Raw genomic sequence first — 20,694 nt, 5'->3', positions numbered from 1 at the left:
CCTTCAATGTAAAACCGTTTACACATTTTGCATTGAAGACCTATAAGTACATTATAGATTCATAACAATATTTTGTAAATACCCTTTCCTAAAATGCCATATCTTATTTTTTCTTCTAAATATAAGATGTACTAAAGAATGAATAGTGCATAAAACCAATTTATGAACTATAATATTTATTGGTGATAAATATGTGTTATATATATATACTTAAATGTTCTGACAACACCTTATATACTGGCTGGACAGTAGATATTGAAAAAAGGCTAGCTACTCACTCTATTGGTAAGGGTGCCAAATATACACGTTGTAGGCTTCCTGTGGAGCTTGTATACTTTGAAAAACATCTAGATAAAATCTCTGCTCAAAAAAGAGAATATGCAATAAAACAACTATCAAGAGCTGAAAAATTAAAGCTTATACAAAACCTTTCTTCAAAATAATCCTCCCTATACCATTACTACTCACATGCATAAGGTCCTTTAAAACATCTTGAAAATAGTATAGTTATAATTTACTATTTTCAAGATAAATAATTTAAATATCCTATTATACCCGTAAAATATATGAAAGGCATGGATCTTCAGCTTTTTTATAATTATCTATAGTTAAATCTATTTTTATATCAGGAATAAATGCATGCGGATCCTCGCCACTAATAAGTTCATAATATTTAGTTGAATAGCATATATTAAGACCTGAATTTATCAATCTAAATCTTTCTACCTCTCCATAACAGTTAGGCTTTCCACCTGATTCTTCTCCTACAAATATAGCATTTGTATTTTCTTTTAAGGAAAACATATTAAGTAAAGCTGATGAAAAGCTTTCTCTTCCGACTATAACAAAAATACTTCCCTTTTTATTTATCTTGTCGGTTTTACTTAAATCTTGTATAAATGTATCTAATAAAGTAGAGTTACCTCCAAAATTATTTCTTAAATCTATTATAATCTTTTGTATAGGATTTTTATTAATAAGTTTAATTATTCTTTTACCAACAGAAACCACACTTTCTATCTCCATATCTTTACATCTATTATATTTGAAATATATTATTTCCTCTTCTTTTATATAATTAAACCAATAATATTTATTAGTATCTCTTCTATACAATGGAAGTTTATAATACTTTAATGAATTAGAGTTTTTATCATTTAGCTCTTTTTGTGCTTCAGTTAACGGAAGCGATTTGATTTGGACATTCTTTTTAGTACCATCTTTATATTGAATAGTTATTTCTACACTATTAATTTCATCCAATATTTCAAGTCCATAAAGAAGTTCAATGGCTGGTATATATTTTGGAAGTTGTGACTTTAAAAAAGAATCATTTTCATAAGATATTATAGAAGATAATCTATCTATAACACTTTCCATATCCATACCATTTATTGCTATCATTTTACCATATAATATATCTTCATATTCTTTTGTAATATCTGTTATATATACTCCATCAAAGAACCAATAGCACTGAAAAGGAAGCAACAGTCTAATAGGTAAAGAAACTGAAGTATGTGCATCTTTAATAGATGCAATAATCTTTGATATTTGTATGTAAATTTCATAATCATCGAAATACTTAAGATTACATTTTAAATCCTCTATATTATTTTCAAATACCTTTTTCGAGTTTTTAAAAAATAAGTTTTTATGTTTCTTTTGAAGTTCTTTTGATAAATATTCAATATCTTCTTTCCATCTAATTTCACGATTCTTATTCATGTTAATCCAGCCTTTCTTACATATCTTTTTAATTAAAATAACTCTATATTAACTTTCACTATAATTGAAACCATAGTATAATTGATATATTGTCTAAATTTATTTTATTTGGAGGAGTTTTAATGGGTAAAATTACGTTAAAGTTAGTACTAGAATTATTATTTATATTTATAGGGTCTTCAGTTGCATTTAATTACAGCAAAGTTATGGGTAATATATTTATTATAGGCTATTTTGCTTCTAAGTTGTTTGTCAAAAGATATCTTATATATACCATGATTGCAAATAAGTATTTCAAAAAAGATAATTTAAATAAGACTATATCATACTACGACAAGGCTATAAATATAAAATCTTGTAAAGCTAGAGTTATAATTAATTATGCATACATACTTCTTAGAGATAGTAATGTTTATAAAGCAAATGAAGTAATTAGTCTTATAGATGAAAGAAAGCTTCCACTAGAATTAAATGATGAAATGAATTATAATATGGTAACTTCATTAATAGAATGGAAAAATGGCAACTTAGATACTTGCATTAATATTTTAAAAAGCACCTATGAAAAATATAAAAATACTACACTTTATGAAAGCCTTGGTTACTTACTTGTTGTAAGCGGTGATTATGAGGAAGCTTTAAGCTTTAATCTAGAAGCTATAAAATATGATGAAAATAATAACATTATAATGGACAACCTTGGAGAAACCTATTATTACTTAGGCCAATATGATAAGGCTTTAGATATATACAAAATATTATTTACTAAAAATGTAACCTTCCCCGAAGCTTACTATTATTACGGTCTAGTACTAAAGAATACAGGAGATTCAAAAAAGGCATTAGAAATGTTTAAAAAATCATTAAGCTTAAAAGAGTCTTTCCTAAGTAATTTAAAAAATGAATCTATAGAAAAAGAAATAGAGCTTTTAAAATAAAGCTCTATTTTTTTAGTTATATATAATTCTATCCTATATTATAAAGTCTTTTGTATAGCACGCTTTGCAATATCTAAGATATTTTGTGTATCTTTAGATGTTATTAAAGATTCTTCGCTTACATTTTCTTCTTTGTTTAAGGATATAATAGATGATGTAGCATTTTTAAGTTCTGAATTTTTTCCCATTGTTAGAATATCTTCTATATGCATATATTTATTTTCTTTAATCTTATCTTTTAATATTTCTATATAATCTTCGATCTTTGACCTACTAGGTTGCCTTACTAATCTTTTTTCTATAGATGACTTAAGTGCTAATACAACAATATATGTTAATCTTTCATTTAATAACTTTTCATTTTCTTTTGTGGCCTTTATAACATATCTTAATGCTTTATTTATTTGATTCATATAAATCTTTACATCTTCTTTTCCAAGTGTAAATGCCAATATACTAACAGCGGTACTCTCAATTTTTTGTTGAAGATTTCCTTCTTTTTTATTACAAAAGGCTCCATCTGCTAATTGATTTTTTGCAATTATTCTTAATAGATTTTCTCTATCGTATACTATTGCTTTTTTAGCCTTTTCTTTATCTAAACCTTCTTCTATCATCTTTTCTCTTATATCTACCTTATAAAAAAAGCTTGGTGAATCAAGAAAATAGCCTTCAGATATATTTTTCATAGCTTCTTCTGATATTTGTATTGGTATAATATTGTTCATAGACATCCCAAGAACTGGGTCTTCCATTTGTTCTAGCATAACAAATGAAGTCTCCTTACTTATTATACCGTATTCTTTAGATAATTCTATTATAGTTTCTCTCATAGAATCTTTCAAAGGTCCTCTTTCTCCACGAATCTTCTCTGTAAGGGATTCTATCCTTTTTCTACTCCATACCTTTTCTATAAGGTATGCATTGACGTCTAAATCTAGCTTATCTAGGTCAATAGTCTTTATATATTCTTCTTCTCCCACTTTTCCTTTTATAGTAACCTTACCTCCTATTTCGCCACTAACCTTTGCGAATATAGAAATAGGTTCTCTATCATAGAGATAATCTATGGTTGTAGGATATGTCCTTTGAACTTTCATTGCACCCCAGTCAATAGATAACACATCTACCTGCGGATTAGTTATTCTATTAAACTGTCTTAATACCATATCATCAATTCTTTCCCCTGCATATATAAACTCAGGTCTTCCATAACCTATTTCAGCCATCTTGTTTATAAAGTAACTATTAACTACCGTATCTACTCCAAAGGTAAATATTCTATTATCCCCTATATTCTCTTTTACATAATCTATTATTTCATCTTCCTCTTCTACCATATCATCTGTAAATAATAATATTGTACTATTCCCATCTACATTCTTCTCTTGAAGAGCATATTTTAAGCTTTCAAAAACATCTGCACCTGGTTCTACCTTTATTTCATCTATCCATTCTGAAGCCTTTTGTAAATTTTCATCATTATAAGGTACCTTACCATTTTTAGAAAATACTTTAAGATCCTTACTAAAGGCTATTATATTAAAATCATCACCCTCATCAAGATTTCTAAGACAAAGATGAAGTGCATTTTTTGTTTCTTCAAGTTTATCTCCTTCCATAGAATCAGAGATATCCATTAGAAAATCATAATTTTGTCCCTCATGAGACTCTTCATAATCAAGTTTTGGATAAAGTCTAAGGTATAATATACCCTCCTCTTCATTTATACCATCATAATTGTATAACATACCACTGTACTCTTCATTTTCAACTTCTTTCATCATTAACACAAAGTCCTTATGAAGCATTTGGCCCTCTTTAAATGTTACTTTGCACAAGGTATCATCTTCTCTATTAACATGAATTCCATGTGTAGGTGAATATATATCTAATTTATTAAAGGATTCCACTAATAAGTTCATATTTAACTTATATTGAGGCTTTTCTTTATTTAACTCTTCATCCTCCATAGGTTGAGGAGCTATTATATTTGGAATCATTAATTTAAAGCTATTATCTTCATATAAAAGCTGATCCATATAAGTTATATTAATCTTAACAGTTTCATTAGGTAAAATATTTCCTATGGATATTGTGAATACGTTATCTTCATCTTGATCTATGCTTATAATGTTTATTCCACTCTCTAATGCATTTTCATAGATCTTATACGAGTCTTCTTTATCTTCTACTATAGCCTTTAAAGTCTTCCCTCCTAAAATTGCTTCAAAGCCACTTAATACTGCAGTATCTGGGAGTGGAAATATATACACAGCATCTATATTACTATCTGTGTTATTTTCATACACCTGCGACATAGAAAATTCAACGAATTCCCCACATATATTTCCGCTTATACTTACCCTTTTTAGTTGTACCTCATCTTCAGAAAATCTTTTGTCTCTTAACCCATACTTACTCAAGGTTTTCTCTCCTTCCTAAATATCCTAATAATATTATAGGATATGATATATCTTTATTATACTACTAACTACTTCATATTTACCTTAGTATTTAAAACAAATTTTATCATAATTACTGTTTTGTTTCAATAATCTAATTTTTTTATATATTTTTTCTTTTCAATCAAAGGTTTATTTCTTTAAAAAAGATGATAAAGTATATATGAAATAAAAAGTGAGGTGTATAAATGAAGATTCTGAAAGAACTTATGATTATTTTGTCGTTTTATCTTTTAGGTGAACTTATCCATAATATCTTTAAGGTACCTGTACCAGGAAATATTATTGCTATGATTATATTATTGCTTTCTTTAATGTTTAATATTATAAGATTAGAACAAATAAATAATGTAAGCAAGTTTTTCTTAGATAATTTAGCATTTTTCTTCATTCCAGCTGGAGTTGGTCTCATAACTTCAATAAATTTACTTAAAGATAATTTCCACAAAATATTGTTTGTATGTTTTATAAGTACAATAATTGTAATGTTAGTTTCTGCTAAGACCACAAGTTTTCTTATAAATCGTAAAAGAAAGAGAGGTATCTAAATTGGATGAAATAATTAATTCTCCTTTATTTGGAGTGCTAATATCTTTAGTATGTTTTGAAATAAGTATTGCTTTATATAATAAATTTAAAGCTCCCTTATTAAACCCTTTGCTCATAAGTACTATCTTAATAATTTCTACATTACTTATGTTTAACATAAGCTTTGAACAATACAATTCTGGAGGTAAGTTTATTTCATTTTTCCTAGGACCTGCAACCGTTGTTCTTGCAGTACCATTATATAATAAGCTAGAATTATTAAAGAAGAATCTTATACCACTTTTATCAGGCATATTAGTAGGTAGTATAGCTGGAATAGTATCCATAATATTTTTATCTTATACTTTAAACTTGGATTTAAGCATAATAAAATCATTAATACCTAAATCCACTACAGTCCCTATAGGTATAGAGATATCTAAAGGTCTAGGCGGCATACCCTCCCTTACAGTATTTGCAATAATTGTTTCTGGAATAATAGGTTCTATAATTGGGCCTTTATTATTTAAAATATTTAAAATTGATGATAGCCTATCAAAGGGTATTGCTTTTGGAACTGCTTCTCATGCATTAGGTACTGCTAAGGCCTTTGAAATTGGTGAAACAGAAGGTGCTATAAGTAGTATTTGTATCGCTGTAGCGGGTATAATAACAGTATTTATTTCTCCATTAATATATAATATATGTACAATCATCTTAGGTCTTTAATTAAAATGCTTTTAAGATTACATATCTTTATAATTAAATAAAAAAATGAGATGAACTTTAGTCCATCTCATTTTTTTATTTTGTTTATCCTTATTACATATCACTCCTACATTTTATAGACTACTTCCCCGTCTATTATGGTATACAAACAATTAGTCATAGATTCTAGTGGATTACCATCAAATATTGCTATATCTGCATCTTTGCCTATTTCAAGGCTACCTACCCTATTATCAATTCCAATAATTTCTGCAGCATTAATGGTTATGGCTTTAAGTGCATCTTCAAAGCTTAACCCTTCCTTAGTAGCAAGCCCAGCACATAATGATAGATACTGTTGCTCTATAACTGGATGATCTGTCATTATTGCAACTTTAACACCTGAATCTATTAAAACCTTGGGAGTTGAAAAGGATTTATTTGACAGCTCTATTTTAGAATTAAAACTCATAGTAGGTCCTACTATAGCAGGATATCCTGATTCTTTTATATATTTTGATATAACATGTCCCTCAGTACAATGATCTAGAGTTAAAAGAACATCAAACTCTTTTGCTATTCTTATAGCCGTTAATATATCATCTGCTCTATGTGCGTGCGCCTTTAATGGTATCTTTTTATCTATAACCGGAAGCAAAGCTTCCATCTTAAAATTAGTTTCAAAAAACTCATCTTTTTCTTTAGCATTTTCTTTTTTTATTTTATAGTTCTTTGCATCAAATAAAGCTTTTCTAAGTAATGCAGCTGTAGCCATTCTCGTAGATGGCATTTTGTTTTTACTGTTATATACTCTCTTTGGATTCTCTCCAAAGGCTACTTTCATTGCTGCAGGCTCCTTAATCACCATATCATCAATAGATATTCCAAATGTTTTAATAGCAACAAAGGTGCCCCCTATAACATTTGCACTGCCAGGCCCTGTCATAACAGAAGTTACGCCTCCACATATTGCCTTTGTAAAGGCTTCATCTCTAGGATTTATAGCATCTAAAGCCCTAAGTTCTGGAGTTATAGGATCACTCATTTCATTTATGTCTGAACCTTCAAATCCCATATTAGCTTCTTGACCACCAATATGACAGTGAGCATCTATTATACCTGGCATTAAGAACGCTCCCTTAACATCAATAATCTGATCCCCTAAAGGCGCCTTAATATCTTCACCTATCTTTGTAATCTTACCATTTTTAATTAAAATAGATCCATTTTCATAATTTTCTTTGGCCATAGTATATATTTTAGCATTTTTTATTAACATTTTATCACCCATTCTATAAAAGATTCTGCATAATATATACTTCTATAGTAATTCATTTTTTACCTTTAATATAAACACTAAATTTAGTGATTCTGTATTGCCATTATTAACTATTGTATAGATTTAAATAAAATTTAATATTCATTTTCAAATTACATTTCATTTAACTTCCACACACAAAAGTTTAACACCCCTGCAAATGTGACCCAAAGTATATATGGAATCATAAGATATGCAGAAACCTTATCAATCTTATAGAATTTAACTGTAGTAATTACAATGGCTAACCATAATAAACAAAGTTCTACAAATGCCAATCCATATAAATTAAACTTAAAGAATATAAAGGACCATAAAAAATTTAAGATAAGCTGTATAGCGTATAAGAAAAGTGCTGGTTTAATATTAACTCCACTTTTACCATGAAGATAAATTCTGTAAGCTGCAATTGCCATTAATGCATACATAATTCCCCAAACTATTGGAAACACATATCCTGGAGGTGCAAAACTTGGCTTTATTAAATTTGAATAAATATCAGTGCTATTAGATATAAACATCCCAATAACAAAACCTATTCCTTCCGTTATAATTAAACTTATTATAAGAGCCCCTAAGTCATATTTACCTTTAACTTTAAAAACATTTTTCATATAACCCTCCTATTATGATTATCTTTACTACTATTATGCATTGTTAACGATAATTATACTTTTTAAAATTATGATTATTACTATATAATAATTTTAATTTGGATAAGACTTATATGCTTTAAATTCTAAACAAACCTTTGTCTTTTTATCCAACATAAAATATCATTCATCACCTCTTCTTTATTAATTTCATTTAAAAGTTCATGTCTTGCACCTTGATAAATCTTAGAATCTAAATTAGTTACTCCTAATTCCCTATACAAATTAACAAGGTTCTTTATACCCTCACCATAGTTACCTACAGGATCTTCCCCACCTGAAATTATAAAAATAGGTATGTTTTTAGGTATGTTTTTAAGATTTTCTTCTTTATGAATATCCTTTAATCCCTTTAAAAAATAGTAATAATAAGAAGTTGTAAATATAGCTCCACAATAAGGATCATTTATATATTTATCAACCTCACTTTCATCTCTACTTAACCAATCAAAGTCTGTTCTTGTTGGTTCAAAATGCTTATTAAAACTACCAAATGAAAGTTTATTCATAAGGCCACTTTTTGCCCTTTCTCCTTTGCTCTTTATTTGAATTTTAGCTAAACCTTTGCCAATAGAAACTATAGGTTTTGGCTTTCCATTACTTCCACAAAGTATTAGACCATTTAATTCATTTGGGTACATTTGAATGTATCTTTGGGATAAAAACGACCCCATACTATGTCCAAATAAAACAACTTTTTTACCTTGATTTTCTTTCTTTATTATTTGAGTTAGTTCGTTCATATCATAAATCATATCGTAAAATCCATCATCTTCTGATATATAACCTAAGTTTTCTACCTTACCTGCTGTCTTTCCATGACCTCTATGATCGTTCGCATATACTATATAACCATCTTCTGTAAGCTTTTCTGCTAACCTTTTATATCTTAGCGCAGTTTCTGCCATACCATGAGCGATTTGAATGACTAACCCTTTGTCTTTTGATAAGTTATCGGGCTCCCATTTATAAGTATTAATGTCTTTACCTTTTTTATCTGTAAACATAAATTTACTACTTTTCATAATACACCTCCAACTTTCACCTTTTATAAATTAATCATACCACTGTATATATTAAAATCAATGTTGTATTTTATGTTATTGTTCTATTATAATAGTAGCTATAACGTTAAAGGCGGTGAACTTTTGAATATACTAATTGCTGAAGATGAACAAGATATACGTGACTTAATTGAATTGCATCTAACTATGGAAGAGTATACAGTCTTTAAGGCAGAAGATGGTGTAGAAGCTCTAAACATATTAAAAAATACCCCTATAGACCTTGCTATACTAGATGTGATGATGCCAAAACTTAATGGTTTTTCCCTTTTAAAAGAGATTAGAAACATAAGTGAAATCCCTGTAATCTTTCTAACAGCTAGAGATGAAGACACAGATAAAATTCTAGGACTCGGCCTTGGCGCTGATGATTATATGACAAAACCTTTTAGTCCTTTAGAACTTATGGCAAGAATTCAAGCTCAACTTAGGAGATATTATAAATACTCTGATAAAAAATCAAGAGTAAACTTTACTGTAGGCGATTTAGTTTTAGACAAAGAAAGTTGTTCTATTTCTAAAGATAATAATCCCTTAGATTTTAATGCTAAAGAATATAAAATATTAGAACTGCTTATGGAGAACCCCGGTAGGGTTTACACTAAAAAACAATTGTATGAACTAGTTTGGAAGGATACCTACTACGATGATGATAATACAATAATGGTTCATATAAGCCATATAAGAGATAAAATTGAAGATAACCCTAGATCCCCTAAGTATTTAAAAACCATAAGAGGTATAGGCTATAAATTGGAGAAAATATAATGTTTATGAGAGAAAAAAAACTTGATTATAACGAAAATAAAAAGAAACTAGCAAATCTTTTATTAAAAAATTATATATTATTATATTTCATAATGACGGGTATCTTATTTTTATCTTTAATAATTGCTACACTTATAGGTACGGCGCTTTATTTTAACCTCCAAGATTCTATTTTAGATGATCCAAGTAGCATAATGAGAGATGATTATACTAATATTAATTCTGAAAAGATTGAAAACCTTGGCGGATACATAGAAGTCATTAACAATACTGGAGAGGTTATATTTAGAAAAGGAAGTCCTACTACAAAAATCAAAAAATATGATTTAAAATCATTTAATGAAATCATTAATAATTCCCTATATCTACCCTATTCATCTTCTGATCCTAACAGTTCTACTTATAACTATATTTATAAAACTGTATACAATAAAGAAAAAGACTTTTTACTCATTATTGCAATACCTAGGGACTCTGCTGAAAGTTTTAGGATGAATCATAGAAAGTTATCACCTAAATATTTTATTATGTTAGCAGTTTTTATAGCACTTTTTATTTTGTTATTAGGCCTTATTGTATATTCTAGAATATCCTCTAAAAATTTTGTTAAGCCCTTAAAATTACTTATAGAAGGCTCTAATAAAATATCAAATGGAGACTATTCAGCTAGAATCTACTTAAAATCTAAAACAGAATTTGGAGAATTACGAGATGTATTCAATAGTATGGCAGAAAAACTAGAAAATGAAAAGATGTTAAAGGAAAAATCTGAAGAGCTTAGAAGACGCCTAATACTAGATATTTCTCACGACTTAAAAAATCCTCTTTCTATAGTCCTTGGCTATTCAGATTATTTAATCAAAAATGAATCTATTAGTGAAAGTGAATCTAAAAGATATTTAAATGTAATAAATCAAAATACGCTTAGGGCAAATAACTTGCTTACTGAACTTTTCGAGTTTTCCAAACTTCAAAGTGTTAATTTTAAATTAAAAACTGAAGACTTAGATATTTGTGAGTTTTTAAGAGAGCTTATTGCTTCATACATACCTAAGATGGAAGATAAGAACTTTCAATATGATTTTGATATTCCCGAAAAGACTATAATCGCCACCTTTGATAAAAATCATTTAGACAGAGCTCTTAGTAATATAATAATGAATTCTATAAAGTATAATCCTAATAACACGAACTTTATTATGTGTTTATATACTATTAATAAAGACATAATCATTACGATAGAAGATAATGGCATAGGTATACCTACCCATCTTCAAAAAGATATCTTTAATCCTTTTGTAAGAGTTGATGCATCAAGAAATCATAAAAGTGGTGGTACAGGACTTGGTCTTGCTATATCTAAAAGTCTTATAGAAATGCACAATGGAAATATAAATTTAGAAAGTGATTTAAATAAAGGTACTAAATTCACAATTCTTTTAAATAATTGTTTAACATCATAAAAGCAGGCTTTGAATTTATAAATTCAAAGCCTAATTTTAAAATTCATTATTTATGATTATGATCTTTTATGTGATTCGTACAATATTCATAATATCCATTACATTTAGAACAATACCTAAATTCAATATCTGGGTTATCCTTTTCAGTTATACCGCAGGTAGTACATTTATGAATATAACTTTTATAAGGTATTTCAGATTTAAACTTTTCTCTTCTTTTATGAACCTTTCGTACCTGAACCTTATTTTGAACTATATCCTTACCAAAAAATATCAAATAGTTAATTATTGCAACTATTGCTGCTAATTTTAACCCCCAACTCTTTTTAGTTAAAATAGAGCCTATTATGATAAACCAGTTAATATAAGCGAAGTATTTAATTTTTATAGGTATTACAAAAAACAAAAGCACTTCATAGTCCGGATATAACTTTGCAAAAGCTAAAAATAAAGAAAGGTTTAAATATGTAGCAGTTGCAGATCCTTTAGTTATGAAAGAAGCTATGATGGTACCTAAAATACCAAATAAATAATATACATTAAGTTTGAAGCTACCCCACTCTTGTTCTAGTCCTCTTCCTGCAATATAATAAAAATACAATGCAAATATTATAAAAAAGGCCGAAGTGTTAGGTGGAATAAATATAAATGTTATAAGCCTCCAAACCTCACCTTTCAATACTAATTCAGGTTTTAACATTAATTTAGACACAACATTATTATTGGGGTCAACCATAATTAGTAAATAAACTAAAAAGTTTAATGAAGCTATATATAACATTAAGTTTTTAATTGAATATTTGCCGAACCTTCTTTCAAGCTTATTAAGCCACTTCACTTTAACGCCTCCTAGTAAACTCCAAAGGCTTTTTCAAAAATCAAACTTTTAAAGAATATCTTTATCTTTACTTAAATCTATAAACTTTTGTATATTATATTTTATACCATCTAAAGATTCTCTCCAAAACTCAATTTTAGTTATATCAATACCAATAGAATTTCCAATATCTTTTAAACTGGCTTTCCCAGTTATAGATAATAGTTTATCATATTCTTTCGTAAATTCAAAGCCTACCTTTTTATATCTAGCAAAAAGTCCTTTTGCAAATAACAATCCAAATGTATATGGGAAGTTATAAAAGTTTCTTTCAGCATAATAGTAATGAGGTTTATTTATCCAAGCATATGGGCTTAATGTAGCCTCTATTATTGATGTACCAAAAGCCTTCTTTTGTGACTCAATCATTGTTTCTTTTATTTCTTCTAAAGATAAAGCGCTACTTTTTCTCTTTTCAAATAAAGCCTTTTCAAATATAAACCTTGCGTATATATCTACTATTACTTGACTTGAATTATTTATTTCACCTTCTAAAATAGTAAATGCAGTTTTTTTATCTGAATTATTTATGGCAGCATCTCTTACTAATGTTTCACAAAACAATGACGCTGTTTCTGCTATTGGCATAGGATATTTACTATTTAAATAACTTTGTTTACTTAAAATGTGACCATGATATCCATGCCCCAGCTCATGGGCTAATGTAGTTACATTTTTAAAGCTGCCATTAAACGTACTTAGTATTCTACTTTCTTTTATAGGGTGAATATTACTACAAAATGCTCCTCCTCTTTTACCATTCCTAGGCTCTGCATCTATCCAACCTTTTTCAAAGGCATTTTGTGCAAATCCTCCTAGATCATTTGAAAAGGAACTAAAATTAGATACTATAAAATCTCTTGCCTCTTCATAGCTATAAGTTTTATTGTTAGATCCTATTGGTGCAAATATATCATAATATGGCATTCCATCTTTATGCCCTAGCATTTCACCTTTTCGCTGATAATACCTTCTAAATTCAGGAAGACTTTCTTTAACTGCAGTCATCATAGAATTTAAGGTATCTTCATCCATTCTACTATTAACCAAAGTATAATGAAGTGGGCTTTTATATCCTCTCATATTTGATATGGTAATTACCTCGCCTTTTATTCCATTTAAAGCAGCTACAATAGGCTGTTCGATTTTCTTATAACTTTCAAGTTCTGCTTCATAAGAACTTTTCCTCATATCCTTATCATTGCTAAATGCAAAGTTCTTTAAAATCGTTAGGGGAATACTTTCTATTTTACCTTCAATTTCTATATCTACCTTATGTGTAGATATCAAAAGTTTTTGTAAATTACCAAAGGCTACTGAACCCGTTTGCTTCATTTTAGATATTGTTGATTCCTCTCTATCAGATAGAGCATATGCCTTTCTTTCTATAATTTCTCTTAAATAAAATTCATGTTCTTTTATTGAATTTCTACTATTTATTATGGAGTCTATATCATATAAAGATATTATCCACTTATTAAATATCGTACTCACTTCTACCATGGGTAAAAATATTTTTTCAACTTTTTCTAAATAACTTTGTGCTGTAGTATTTAATGCATCTGCTGAAAGGGTCAAACTACAAAAACTAGCAAGCCTTGTATATAAAGAGCATATTTGATTTTGACTTTCTATATAACTTTCTATATTTTCTTCTAAATTCTCGTAACCTTTAATCATATTATGGGTCCAAATGTTTACTAAATTTATATCTTCCTTTAACCTTTCTATATCATTAACAAATTCCTCACTATCAAATGATGGATAAAGTTCTTTAAGACTCCATCTCATATCTAGTTTTCCTTCTTCCATAAACCTCTCCTCCTAATAATTCTAATTTAATTAAAACATAACTTAAGAGCGCTTAATCTAATATAGATGCAGCGCTCTTAATGCTTGTATACTTTAATTTTTATCTTTAATATTTATATATGCCAAAATGACTTTAAACTGCAACTATTGTATTTTTTATTTCATTGCTTTCAATACAGCAAGTAGATAATCCCAAACATTGCTAACAGAAGATATGCTAGCATGTTCTTGTGGAGTGTGAACATCATATAAATTAGGACCAAAGGATATCATATCTAGCTTTCCAAATCTTTCTTCGAATAATCCACATTCTACTCCAGCGTGAATAGCAACTATTTCTACATCCTTGCCATACTCGTCTTTATACACCTTTTCGCATATTCTTCTTACCTTAGAATCAGGATCATACTCCCATTCTGGATAGGAAGATGTAGTATATAGAGTCGCACCTAAAAGTTTTGCTACCATTTCTGATTGAAGTAATATATCTTCCCTTAAAGAAGCAATTGAACTTCTAACAGCACTGTCAAATACTACAGAATCTTTTGTTGTAGTTACAACTCCTAGATTTGTTGATGATTGAACTAATCCTTTTATATCCATACTCATAGATTGTATTCCTGTTGGTATCATATATAAAAGTCTTATAGCCTTTTCAGTGGAATCTTTTGAAAATGGTCTTTTATTCTCATTAACTTTTTCTAAAGACACTTTAACATCAGAATCCACGGTCTTATATTCATTTTTGAAAATCTTGTTGTACTCCTCAATAATTTCATTTAACTTTTTGTAATCATTAGAATTTATAGCTATATAAGCATCCATCTCTCTTGGTATAGCATTATTTTTAGATCCACCATTTAATGAAATTAATCTAAAATCTATATTTTCTAAAAGATTTACTAATATTCTGCTCATGAGTCTATTTGAATTAGCTCTACCCTTATCTATTTCCATACCCGAGTGTCCGCCCTTAAGGCCTCTTATTTTAATAGTATATATGTCTTTATACTCCTTACTATCTTCAAATAAAACAGGTAAAGTTATTTTATTTCTAAGTCCACCAGCACAACTTACAAGAAGTTTTCCTTCTTCTTCTGAATCTACGTTTATAAGTATTCTTCCTTCAACATTTTTAGGATCCAAATTTGAAGCCCCTGTCATACCTGTTTCTTCATCAGTAGTTATAAGAACTTCTAATGGTGGATGAGGTATTTCCTTAGAGTCGAGGAGCGCCATTGCATAAGCTACTGCTATTCCATTATCAGCCCCAAGTGTAGTGTCTGTTGCATATATAAAATCATCTTTTATTCTTAGTTTTAAAGGATCTTTTTCAAAGTCATGGTCAGTTCCTATATTTTTCTCACAAACCATGTCCATATGTCCTTGTATTATAACTCTTGGTGAGTTTTCATATCCTTTTGTACCATCTTTTCTTATTATTATATTTAGTACATCATCTTGAATTACTTCAAGTCCACGTGCTTTTGCAAAATCAACAAGAAAATCACTTATTCCTCTTTCATTTCCTGATCCACGAGGTATTTGTGATATGTCCTCAAAATATTTGAAAACAGGTTTAGGTTCTAGATTTTTTAATACATAATCCATATTATCCTTCCTCTCTTATAAGTTAAAAATATTCTTAATATATATACATAGTATCACAAATGAGGATAGCTTTCACTATAAAAAGGAAATAAATGTTTTATTTTTAAATCATTTTATAGTTATAATTACTTTATTATCTGTGTTTGCTTTATCTTTATTTTTTCTTCTATCTTATTTGTCAACTTGTCCATTATTTGTTTTTTATTCATACCTTCTAATGGAAATGTTATTTCAACATTTTCAAAATAGTATTCTTTTAATATACTATCCCTATCTTTTATATTTTTAATTTTATCAATCATATTCATTGATGATTTACTTATATATTTTTCATCAACATTAGGATAAATTCCTATAAATGTTCTAAAACTATATTTTTCAAAATATTGTAGGTCTGACAATAAACTTTTCAATTTTCCATAAACATAATCTTCAATTAGCATATTATCATTATTCATATCCATAGTTAAATTTTTTAAGGGCTTAAAAAATACTGTCATTATCATTGATAAAGGATAATTTTTAGATCTGGATTTTTCAATTTCATACTCAATGTATTCGTCAATGTTTAAAGATTTTTCCTTTCCACTGTGTACCTTTATGGACTTTATTGTAAAGTCTCCATTAACATGTCTATTTACTCTTTCATTAAACTTAATTTCATCAAAAGGTTTTACAAAATAATCTATTGCACCTTCTTTTATAGCTCTTGAAAATGCATCCATAGTATTAAGATTTGTAAGTACCATAAATGGAATATCTATTTTTTTCTTTCTAATTTTCTTTATTATTTCGAGTCCATCCTCTTCTTTTAAATTAATTTCAATAATTATAAGGCTTACAGAATTTTTTAATTCTAAAAGTCTATTTAAAAGCTGTGAATAATTAGATGCCTCATATACTTCAATATCTTCTTTTTTTATTAATTCTTTTACCCTATATCTCATGTAAATCTTACTATCTAAAATTACAACTCTTTTCAATATATTCACCTACTTAAATTGGTTGTTTTTTCTTTTAAATAAGAACTCTTCGGAAACATTTTATGCAATTTATTATATATGTTCCTTGCATTTTCATAATCCTTTGTTTTTTCATAGCTTTCTCCTAATTTTAATTGTAAGTCTAGATCATTTTTTAAAATCTTATAGGGAATCTTATCTATATAAAATATATATTTTTCATATTCTCCTAATTTAAAATGATTTAAAGCTTTAATTATATTAAATTTAGAACTATCAGGCCTTTCTTTTAAGGCGTTATTTATATGTATTAAACTTTCTTTATAACTTTCCTTTTTATATAGGCTTATAGCATTTAAAGCCTCTATGTTTTCTTTGTATTTATATACTTTCATTTTATATATTATGTAAAATAAATAAATTACTAATCCTATTATTAGTAATGGGTTTATTAGTGAGAATAGAATTAACATTATTAATCCTGAAATACTTTTTCTTTTATTCAACTTTGGTTCTTCAAAATAAAATGCATTTCCATAGGACATAAATTCCTTGGTTTTATTTTTATCACTCATAGCAATCCACCTTTGATATACTTTCTTAAAATAAGACATAATATATTGTATATTACCATAATTTTTGAACTTATTATAGTTATTATTAAAATCTATATTAAAATAAGAGAAGATTACTTTATTAATCTTCTCTTATTTTAATTATTATGTTATTTTAGTTTACTTTAAAGCTTTTCAATTTATCTCCTAATATATCAGCAAGAGTTATATTATCTGCTTTTTCATTAAAAGATGAATAATCTATTCCATCATCAATGGCTTCTTTTATACTTAAAGTTATTCTATGAGCATCAACATCCATGTTTAATATCTTAACTTTAACTTTCTGACCCTTTTGTAAGATATCAGATGCATTTATTACCCTTTCTTCTTGTATCTCTCCTAAAGGTATAAGTCCCTCTACTCCTGGCTCTATTTGCGCAAATGCTCCGAACTTTGCAATGTTACTTATATTTACTTCAACAATATCATTTACTTTATATTTAGTATTAACGGTATTCCAAGGATCCGCTTCTAAATCTTTAAGTCCAAGTGATACTCTATTTTTTTCTTTATCAAAATCTAATATATATACTTGAACTTCATCCCCTACAGATACTACTTCTTGTGGGTCTGATATCCTCTTCCATGAAAGGTCAGATATATGAATCAATCCTTGTATGCCACCAATATCAACAAAGGCTCCAAATTTAGCCAACCTAACTACCTGGCCTTTTCTTTTCTCACCAATTTTAAGTTCTTTCCAAAGCTCTTCACCTTTTTTATTTTGATCATCTAATTCTACTACTTTTCTAGAAATTACTACATTTCCTTTTAATCTATCTAGTTCAATAACTCTAACCTCTAAAGACTTACCTATAAAATCTTTCAGATTATCTATATGTCTTATTGAAACATGAGATGCTGGTAAAAATAATCTTACACCTTTTATATACCCTATTAATCCACCTTTAACTTCCTCTTTTATCATTACTGATAATAAAGTAGACTCTTTTAAAGATTCTTCAAAGTCGTCCCAAACCTTAATAGCTTCCGCTTTATTCTTAGATAAAAGTACATTTCCCTCACCATCGTTTAATTCCATTACTAATACATTTACGTTGTCACCCTCTTTAAATAAAGGTTCCAACTCTTCTTCAATATTTTCTATTGCTTCAGATTTTGGTATTATCCCATCCGCCATATAGTTTATATTTACGAATATTTCTTGTTTATTAACACTAATTACAGTTCCACTTATAACGTCACCTTTTTGAATCTTTTTAAAATCATAAGAATCTTTAGTAATTTCTTCTTCTTTTGTATCTGCACCTTCTATTAATTGCGTTTCGTTCTCCTCCTTAATTACCTCACCTTTTACCATATCATCTAATTTTATTTCTTCACCTTTTATATTATCTTCCATAAAATCCACTCCTAATCATAAAATTATATATCTATATTGAAATTATATCATAAAAACATCTCCTACGTACTTTTCATTCCCTTTCAGTTATCTTTATAGGAAAATTTAGCCTTAACCGTTTATCCTCTGGTAAAAACTAGATTCTCTTCAGTACTCATATTATCTCTAAAAGCATATCCCTCTGAATTAAATTCTTTTAATTGTTAGAGTATAATTTTAGTAGGCAGAACTAGTATAAAAAACTATATAAATAAAAGGAGATGCAAAAACATCTCCCCAATACATAAATTATCCATTATAATTTTATTATCTAGACAAAACTGAATGGAGTTGAATTTATGTATAATGTTAGTTTAAATGAAAACGGCTTAACTTTCAAGGAGATAGAGAAAAAGATTTATAAGATGGTTTGTGATGAAGCCTGCCATGTTTTAAAAAATGTGTTGGAAGCTTTAGATGAAAAGCTACTTAAAGAAAGAGATATTAAAGTATATAGAAATAAGGGACTTAAAAAGACTTGTTTAAGAACGATTATGGGGGATGTTGAATATTCAAGACGTATCTATCAGTTTGAACTTGAAGATGGTAAAACAGCTACTAAGTTCCTTTTAGATGAGTATCTAGGCATGGACACCATAGGTAATGTATCTATAAATCTTGTAGAAACTATTTTAACTAACGTGTCAGAAGTATCTTTTAGAAAAACAGCTGAAAATATAAAAACAATGTGTAATCAGGAAATTAGTGCTCAAGGAGTTTGGAACATAGTTCAAATGGTTGGAGAAAAGATAAATGAACTAGAAAAGCGTAAGATTGAACTAAATGAAAAAGGTGCGTTGAAAGGCGAAAAGGAAGTACCAGTGCTATTTCAGGAGCAAGACGGGGTATGGTTATCCATTCAGGGAAAAGATAGACCAAAGGGTAAGAATAGAAAAAAAGAACTTAAATTAGCAGTATCTTATACAGGTTGGAAGTTGCGTCCAGGTAGTAAAAAAGAATATGTTGTTATTGATAAAACTGTTTGTGCAAGTTTTAATAGTTCTAGCCACTTTAAAAAAGTTGCGGAAGCAACCATTGCTGAAAAGTATAATGTTGATGAAATAGAAACTAGGATATTAAATGGAGATGGTGCAAAGTGGATAAAAGCAACCTGTGAAGATCAAGACATACACTTTCAACTGGATCCATTTCATATAAGCCAAGCAATTATTAGAAAAGTAAGTGATAAAAAAGAACAGAAAGTCTTACTTAAGTTATTTAGGCAAGGGAAAGTTGATGAAGGGTTGGAAGCAATTGTTAACATGATGATAGAAAATAATAAAGATGAAGTTGTTTTTAAAAAGCTTACAGAGCTATATGACTATTTTGTACATAATAAAGAGGGCCTAGTTCCATATAAATTAAGAGACAATATAACTATGCCTACGGCACCCGAAGGGATAGAATATAGGCAATTAGGGACTATGGAACATAACATTTGCGATGTGTTAGCACATAGAATGAAAGGTAGAAAAATGAGCTGGTCTATTAATGGAGCCGATAACTTATCTAAAATTTTAGCAGAAAAGTTCAGCAATAGATTATTTAGTACCTTGGATAAAATCTATAAAAACATTATCCCGAAGGGTGTTATAGATACTGTAATTCGTGAAATACCTTTATCCGCTTCCGCGGTTAATAAAAAGGGTACGGAATCTAAAGAATATAAGATACATACCGCGCCTATTCCTTATAGTGGAGCTGCGGTTACCTTGGGAAGAAAAGTAATACAAAAACTTTGTGGATTAAAAGGATTTGGAAGTTTTAGTTACAATTAAGA

At 28.3% G+C, this 20,694-nt stretch carries 18 protein-coding genes; 7 read left to right on the top strand and 11 right to left on the bottom strand.

Annotated elements, in window-relative coordinates:
- Positions 1-191: 191 nt before the first annotated feature.
- On the top strand, positions 192-443 hold the full coding sequence (locus tag DY168_RS05150) for a GIY-YIG nuclease family protein (RefSeq protein ID WP_115640791.1): 252 nt from the start codon (positions 192-194) through the stop codon (positions 441-443).
- A gap of 106 nt (positions 444-549) precedes the next feature.
- Here DY168_RS05150 and DY168_RS05145 read toward each other — a convergent pair whose 3' ends face one another.
- Entirely contained in the window at positions 550-1,728 is a 1,179-nt protein-coding gene (locus DY168_RS05145; protein WP_115640790.1) for a S41 family peptidase, read from the bottom strand.
- A gap of 122 nt (positions 1,729-1,850) precedes the next feature.
- Here DY168_RS05145 and DY168_RS05140 point away from each other — a divergent pair, with 122 nt between their 5' ends.
- Positions 1,851-2,666 carry a tetratricopeptide repeat protein gene (locus DY168_RS05140; RefSeq protein WP_115640789.1) on the top strand — a complete coding sequence of 272 codons (816 nt, stop codon included), beginning with the start codon at positions 1,851-1,853 and terminating at the stop codon, positions 2,664-2,666.
- Between the two features lie 38 nt (positions 2,667-2,704).
- Here DY168_RS05140 and DY168_RS05135 read toward each other — a convergent pair whose 3' ends face one another.
- Complete coding sequence (locus DY168_RS05135; RefSeq protein ID WP_115640788.1) at positions 2,705-5,092, bottom strand: VIT domain-containing protein; 2,388 nt, start codon at positions 5,090-5,092, stop codon at positions 2,705-2,707.
- Positions 5,093-5,319: 227 nt separating this feature from the next.
- Between DY168_RS05135 and DY168_RS05130 the strand changes: the two genes are divergently transcribed.
- Both DY168_RS05130 and DY168_RS05125 read left to right on the top strand, forming a co-directional pair.
- Positions 5,320-5,679 carry a CidA/LrgA family protein gene (locus DY168_RS05130; RefSeq protein ID WP_115640787.1) on the top strand — a complete coding sequence of 120 codons (360 nt, stop codon included), beginning with the start codon at positions 5,320-5,322 and terminating at the stop codon, positions 5,677-5,679.
- Position 5,680: 1 nt separating this feature from the next.
- Positions 5,681-6,388 (top strand): LrgB family protein, encoded by a 708-nt coding sequence (locus tag DY168_RS05125; protein WP_115640786.1) that lies wholly within the window; start codon positions 5,681-5,683, stop codon positions 6,386-6,388.
- A 106-nt stretch (positions 6,389-6,494) separates the two neighbouring features.
- Here the strand turns inward: DY168_RS05125 and DY168_RS05120 are convergent, their stop codons facing one another.
- The 3 genes from DY168_RS05120 to DY168_RS05110 form a co-directional block, all read right to left on the bottom strand.
- The gene (locus tag DY168_RS05120; protein WP_115640785.1) at positions 6,495-7,646 is read right to left on the bottom strand and encodes an amidohydrolase; all 1,152 of its coding nucleotides are present in this window, start codon (positions 7,644-7,646) and stop codon (positions 6,495-6,497) included.
- Between the two features lie 152 nt (positions 7,647-7,798).
- Positions 7,799-8,299 (bottom strand): TspO/MBR family protein, encoded by a 501-nt coding sequence (locus DY168_RS05115; protein WP_115640784.1) that lies wholly within the window; start codon positions 8,297-8,299, stop codon positions 7,799-7,801.
- A 125-nt stretch (positions 8,300-8,424) separates the two neighbouring features.
- Entirely contained in the window at positions 8,425-9,363 is a 939-nt protein-coding gene (locus DY168_RS05110) for an alpha/beta hydrolase (protein WP_115640783.1), read from the bottom strand.
- Between the two features lie 123 nt (positions 9,364-9,486).
- Between DY168_RS05110 and DY168_RS05105 the strand changes: the two genes are divergently transcribed.
- The gene (locus tag DY168_RS05105) at positions 9,487-10,170 is read left to right on the top strand and encodes a response regulator transcription factor (protein ID WP_115640782.1); all 684 of its coding nucleotides are present in this window, start codon (positions 9,487-9,489) and stop codon (positions 10,168-10,170) included.
- A gap of 5 nt (positions 10,171-10,175) precedes the next feature.
- Positions 10,176-11,633, top strand: coding sequence for a HAMP domain-containing sensor histidine kinase (locus DY168_RS05100; protein WP_172556271.1), 1,458 nt, complete (start codon positions 10,176-10,178; stop codon positions 11,631-11,633).
- 46 nt (positions 11,634-11,679) lie between these two features.
- Here DY168_RS05100 and DY168_RS05095 read toward each other — a convergent pair whose 3' ends face one another.
- From DY168_RS05095 to rpsA, 6 genes are all read right to left on the bottom strand, one after another.
- Complete coding sequence (locus tag DY168_RS05095) at positions 11,680-12,471, bottom strand: rhomboid family intramembrane serine protease (protein ID WP_115640780.1); 792 nt, start codon at positions 12,469-12,471, stop codon at positions 11,680-11,682.
- 48 nt (positions 12,472-12,519) lie between these two features.
- Complete coding sequence (locus tag DY168_RS05090; protein ID WP_242984055.1) at positions 12,520-14,322, bottom strand: M3 family oligoendopeptidase; 1,803 nt, start codon at positions 14,320-14,322, stop codon at positions 12,520-12,522.
- 156 nt (positions 14,323-14,478) lie between these two features.
- Positions 14,479-15,933 (bottom strand): aminoacyl-histidine dipeptidase, encoded by a 1,455-nt coding sequence (locus tag DY168_RS05085; protein ID WP_115640779.1) that lies wholly within the window; start codon positions 15,931-15,933, stop codon positions 14,479-14,481.
- Between the two features lie 125 nt (positions 15,934-16,058).
- On the bottom strand, positions 16,059-16,916 hold the full coding sequence (locus DY168_RS05080; protein ID WP_115640778.1) for a response regulator: 858 nt from the start codon (positions 16,914-16,916) through the stop codon (positions 16,059-16,061).
- Positions 16,917-16,921: 5 nt separating this feature from the next.
- Positions 16,922-17,470 carry a tetratricopeptide repeat protein gene (locus DY168_RS05075; protein ID WP_172556270.1) on the bottom strand — a complete coding sequence of 183 codons (549 nt, stop codon included), beginning with the start codon at positions 17,468-17,470 and terminating at the stop codon, positions 16,922-16,924.
- A gap of 154 nt (positions 17,471-17,624) precedes the next feature.
- Positions 17,625-18,875, bottom strand: a complete 1,251-nt coding sequence (rpsA, locus tag DY168_RS05070; protein ID WP_242984054.1) for a 30S ribosomal protein S1 — start codon at positions 18,873-18,875, stop codon at positions 17,625-17,627.
- Positions 18,876-19,213: 338 nt separating this feature from the next.
- Here rpsA and DY168_RS05065 point away from each other — a divergent pair, with 338 nt between their 5' ends.
- Positions 19,214-20,692 carry an ISLre2 family transposase gene (locus DY168_RS05065; RefSeq protein WP_115640776.1) on the top strand — a complete coding sequence of 493 codons (1,479 nt, stop codon included), beginning with the start codon at positions 19,214-19,216 and terminating at the stop codon, positions 20,690-20,692.
- Positions 20,693-20,694 lie beyond the last annotated feature (2 nt).

The sequence above is a fragment of the Clostridium putrefaciens genome (genome assembly GCF_900461105.1).
GTDB lineage: Bacteria > Bacillota > Clostridia > Clostridiales > Clostridiaceae > Clostridium_L > Clostridium_L putrefaciens.
Note: the sequence above shows the minus strand (reverse complement) of the source record. Positions and strands in the feature narration are given on the sequence as shown.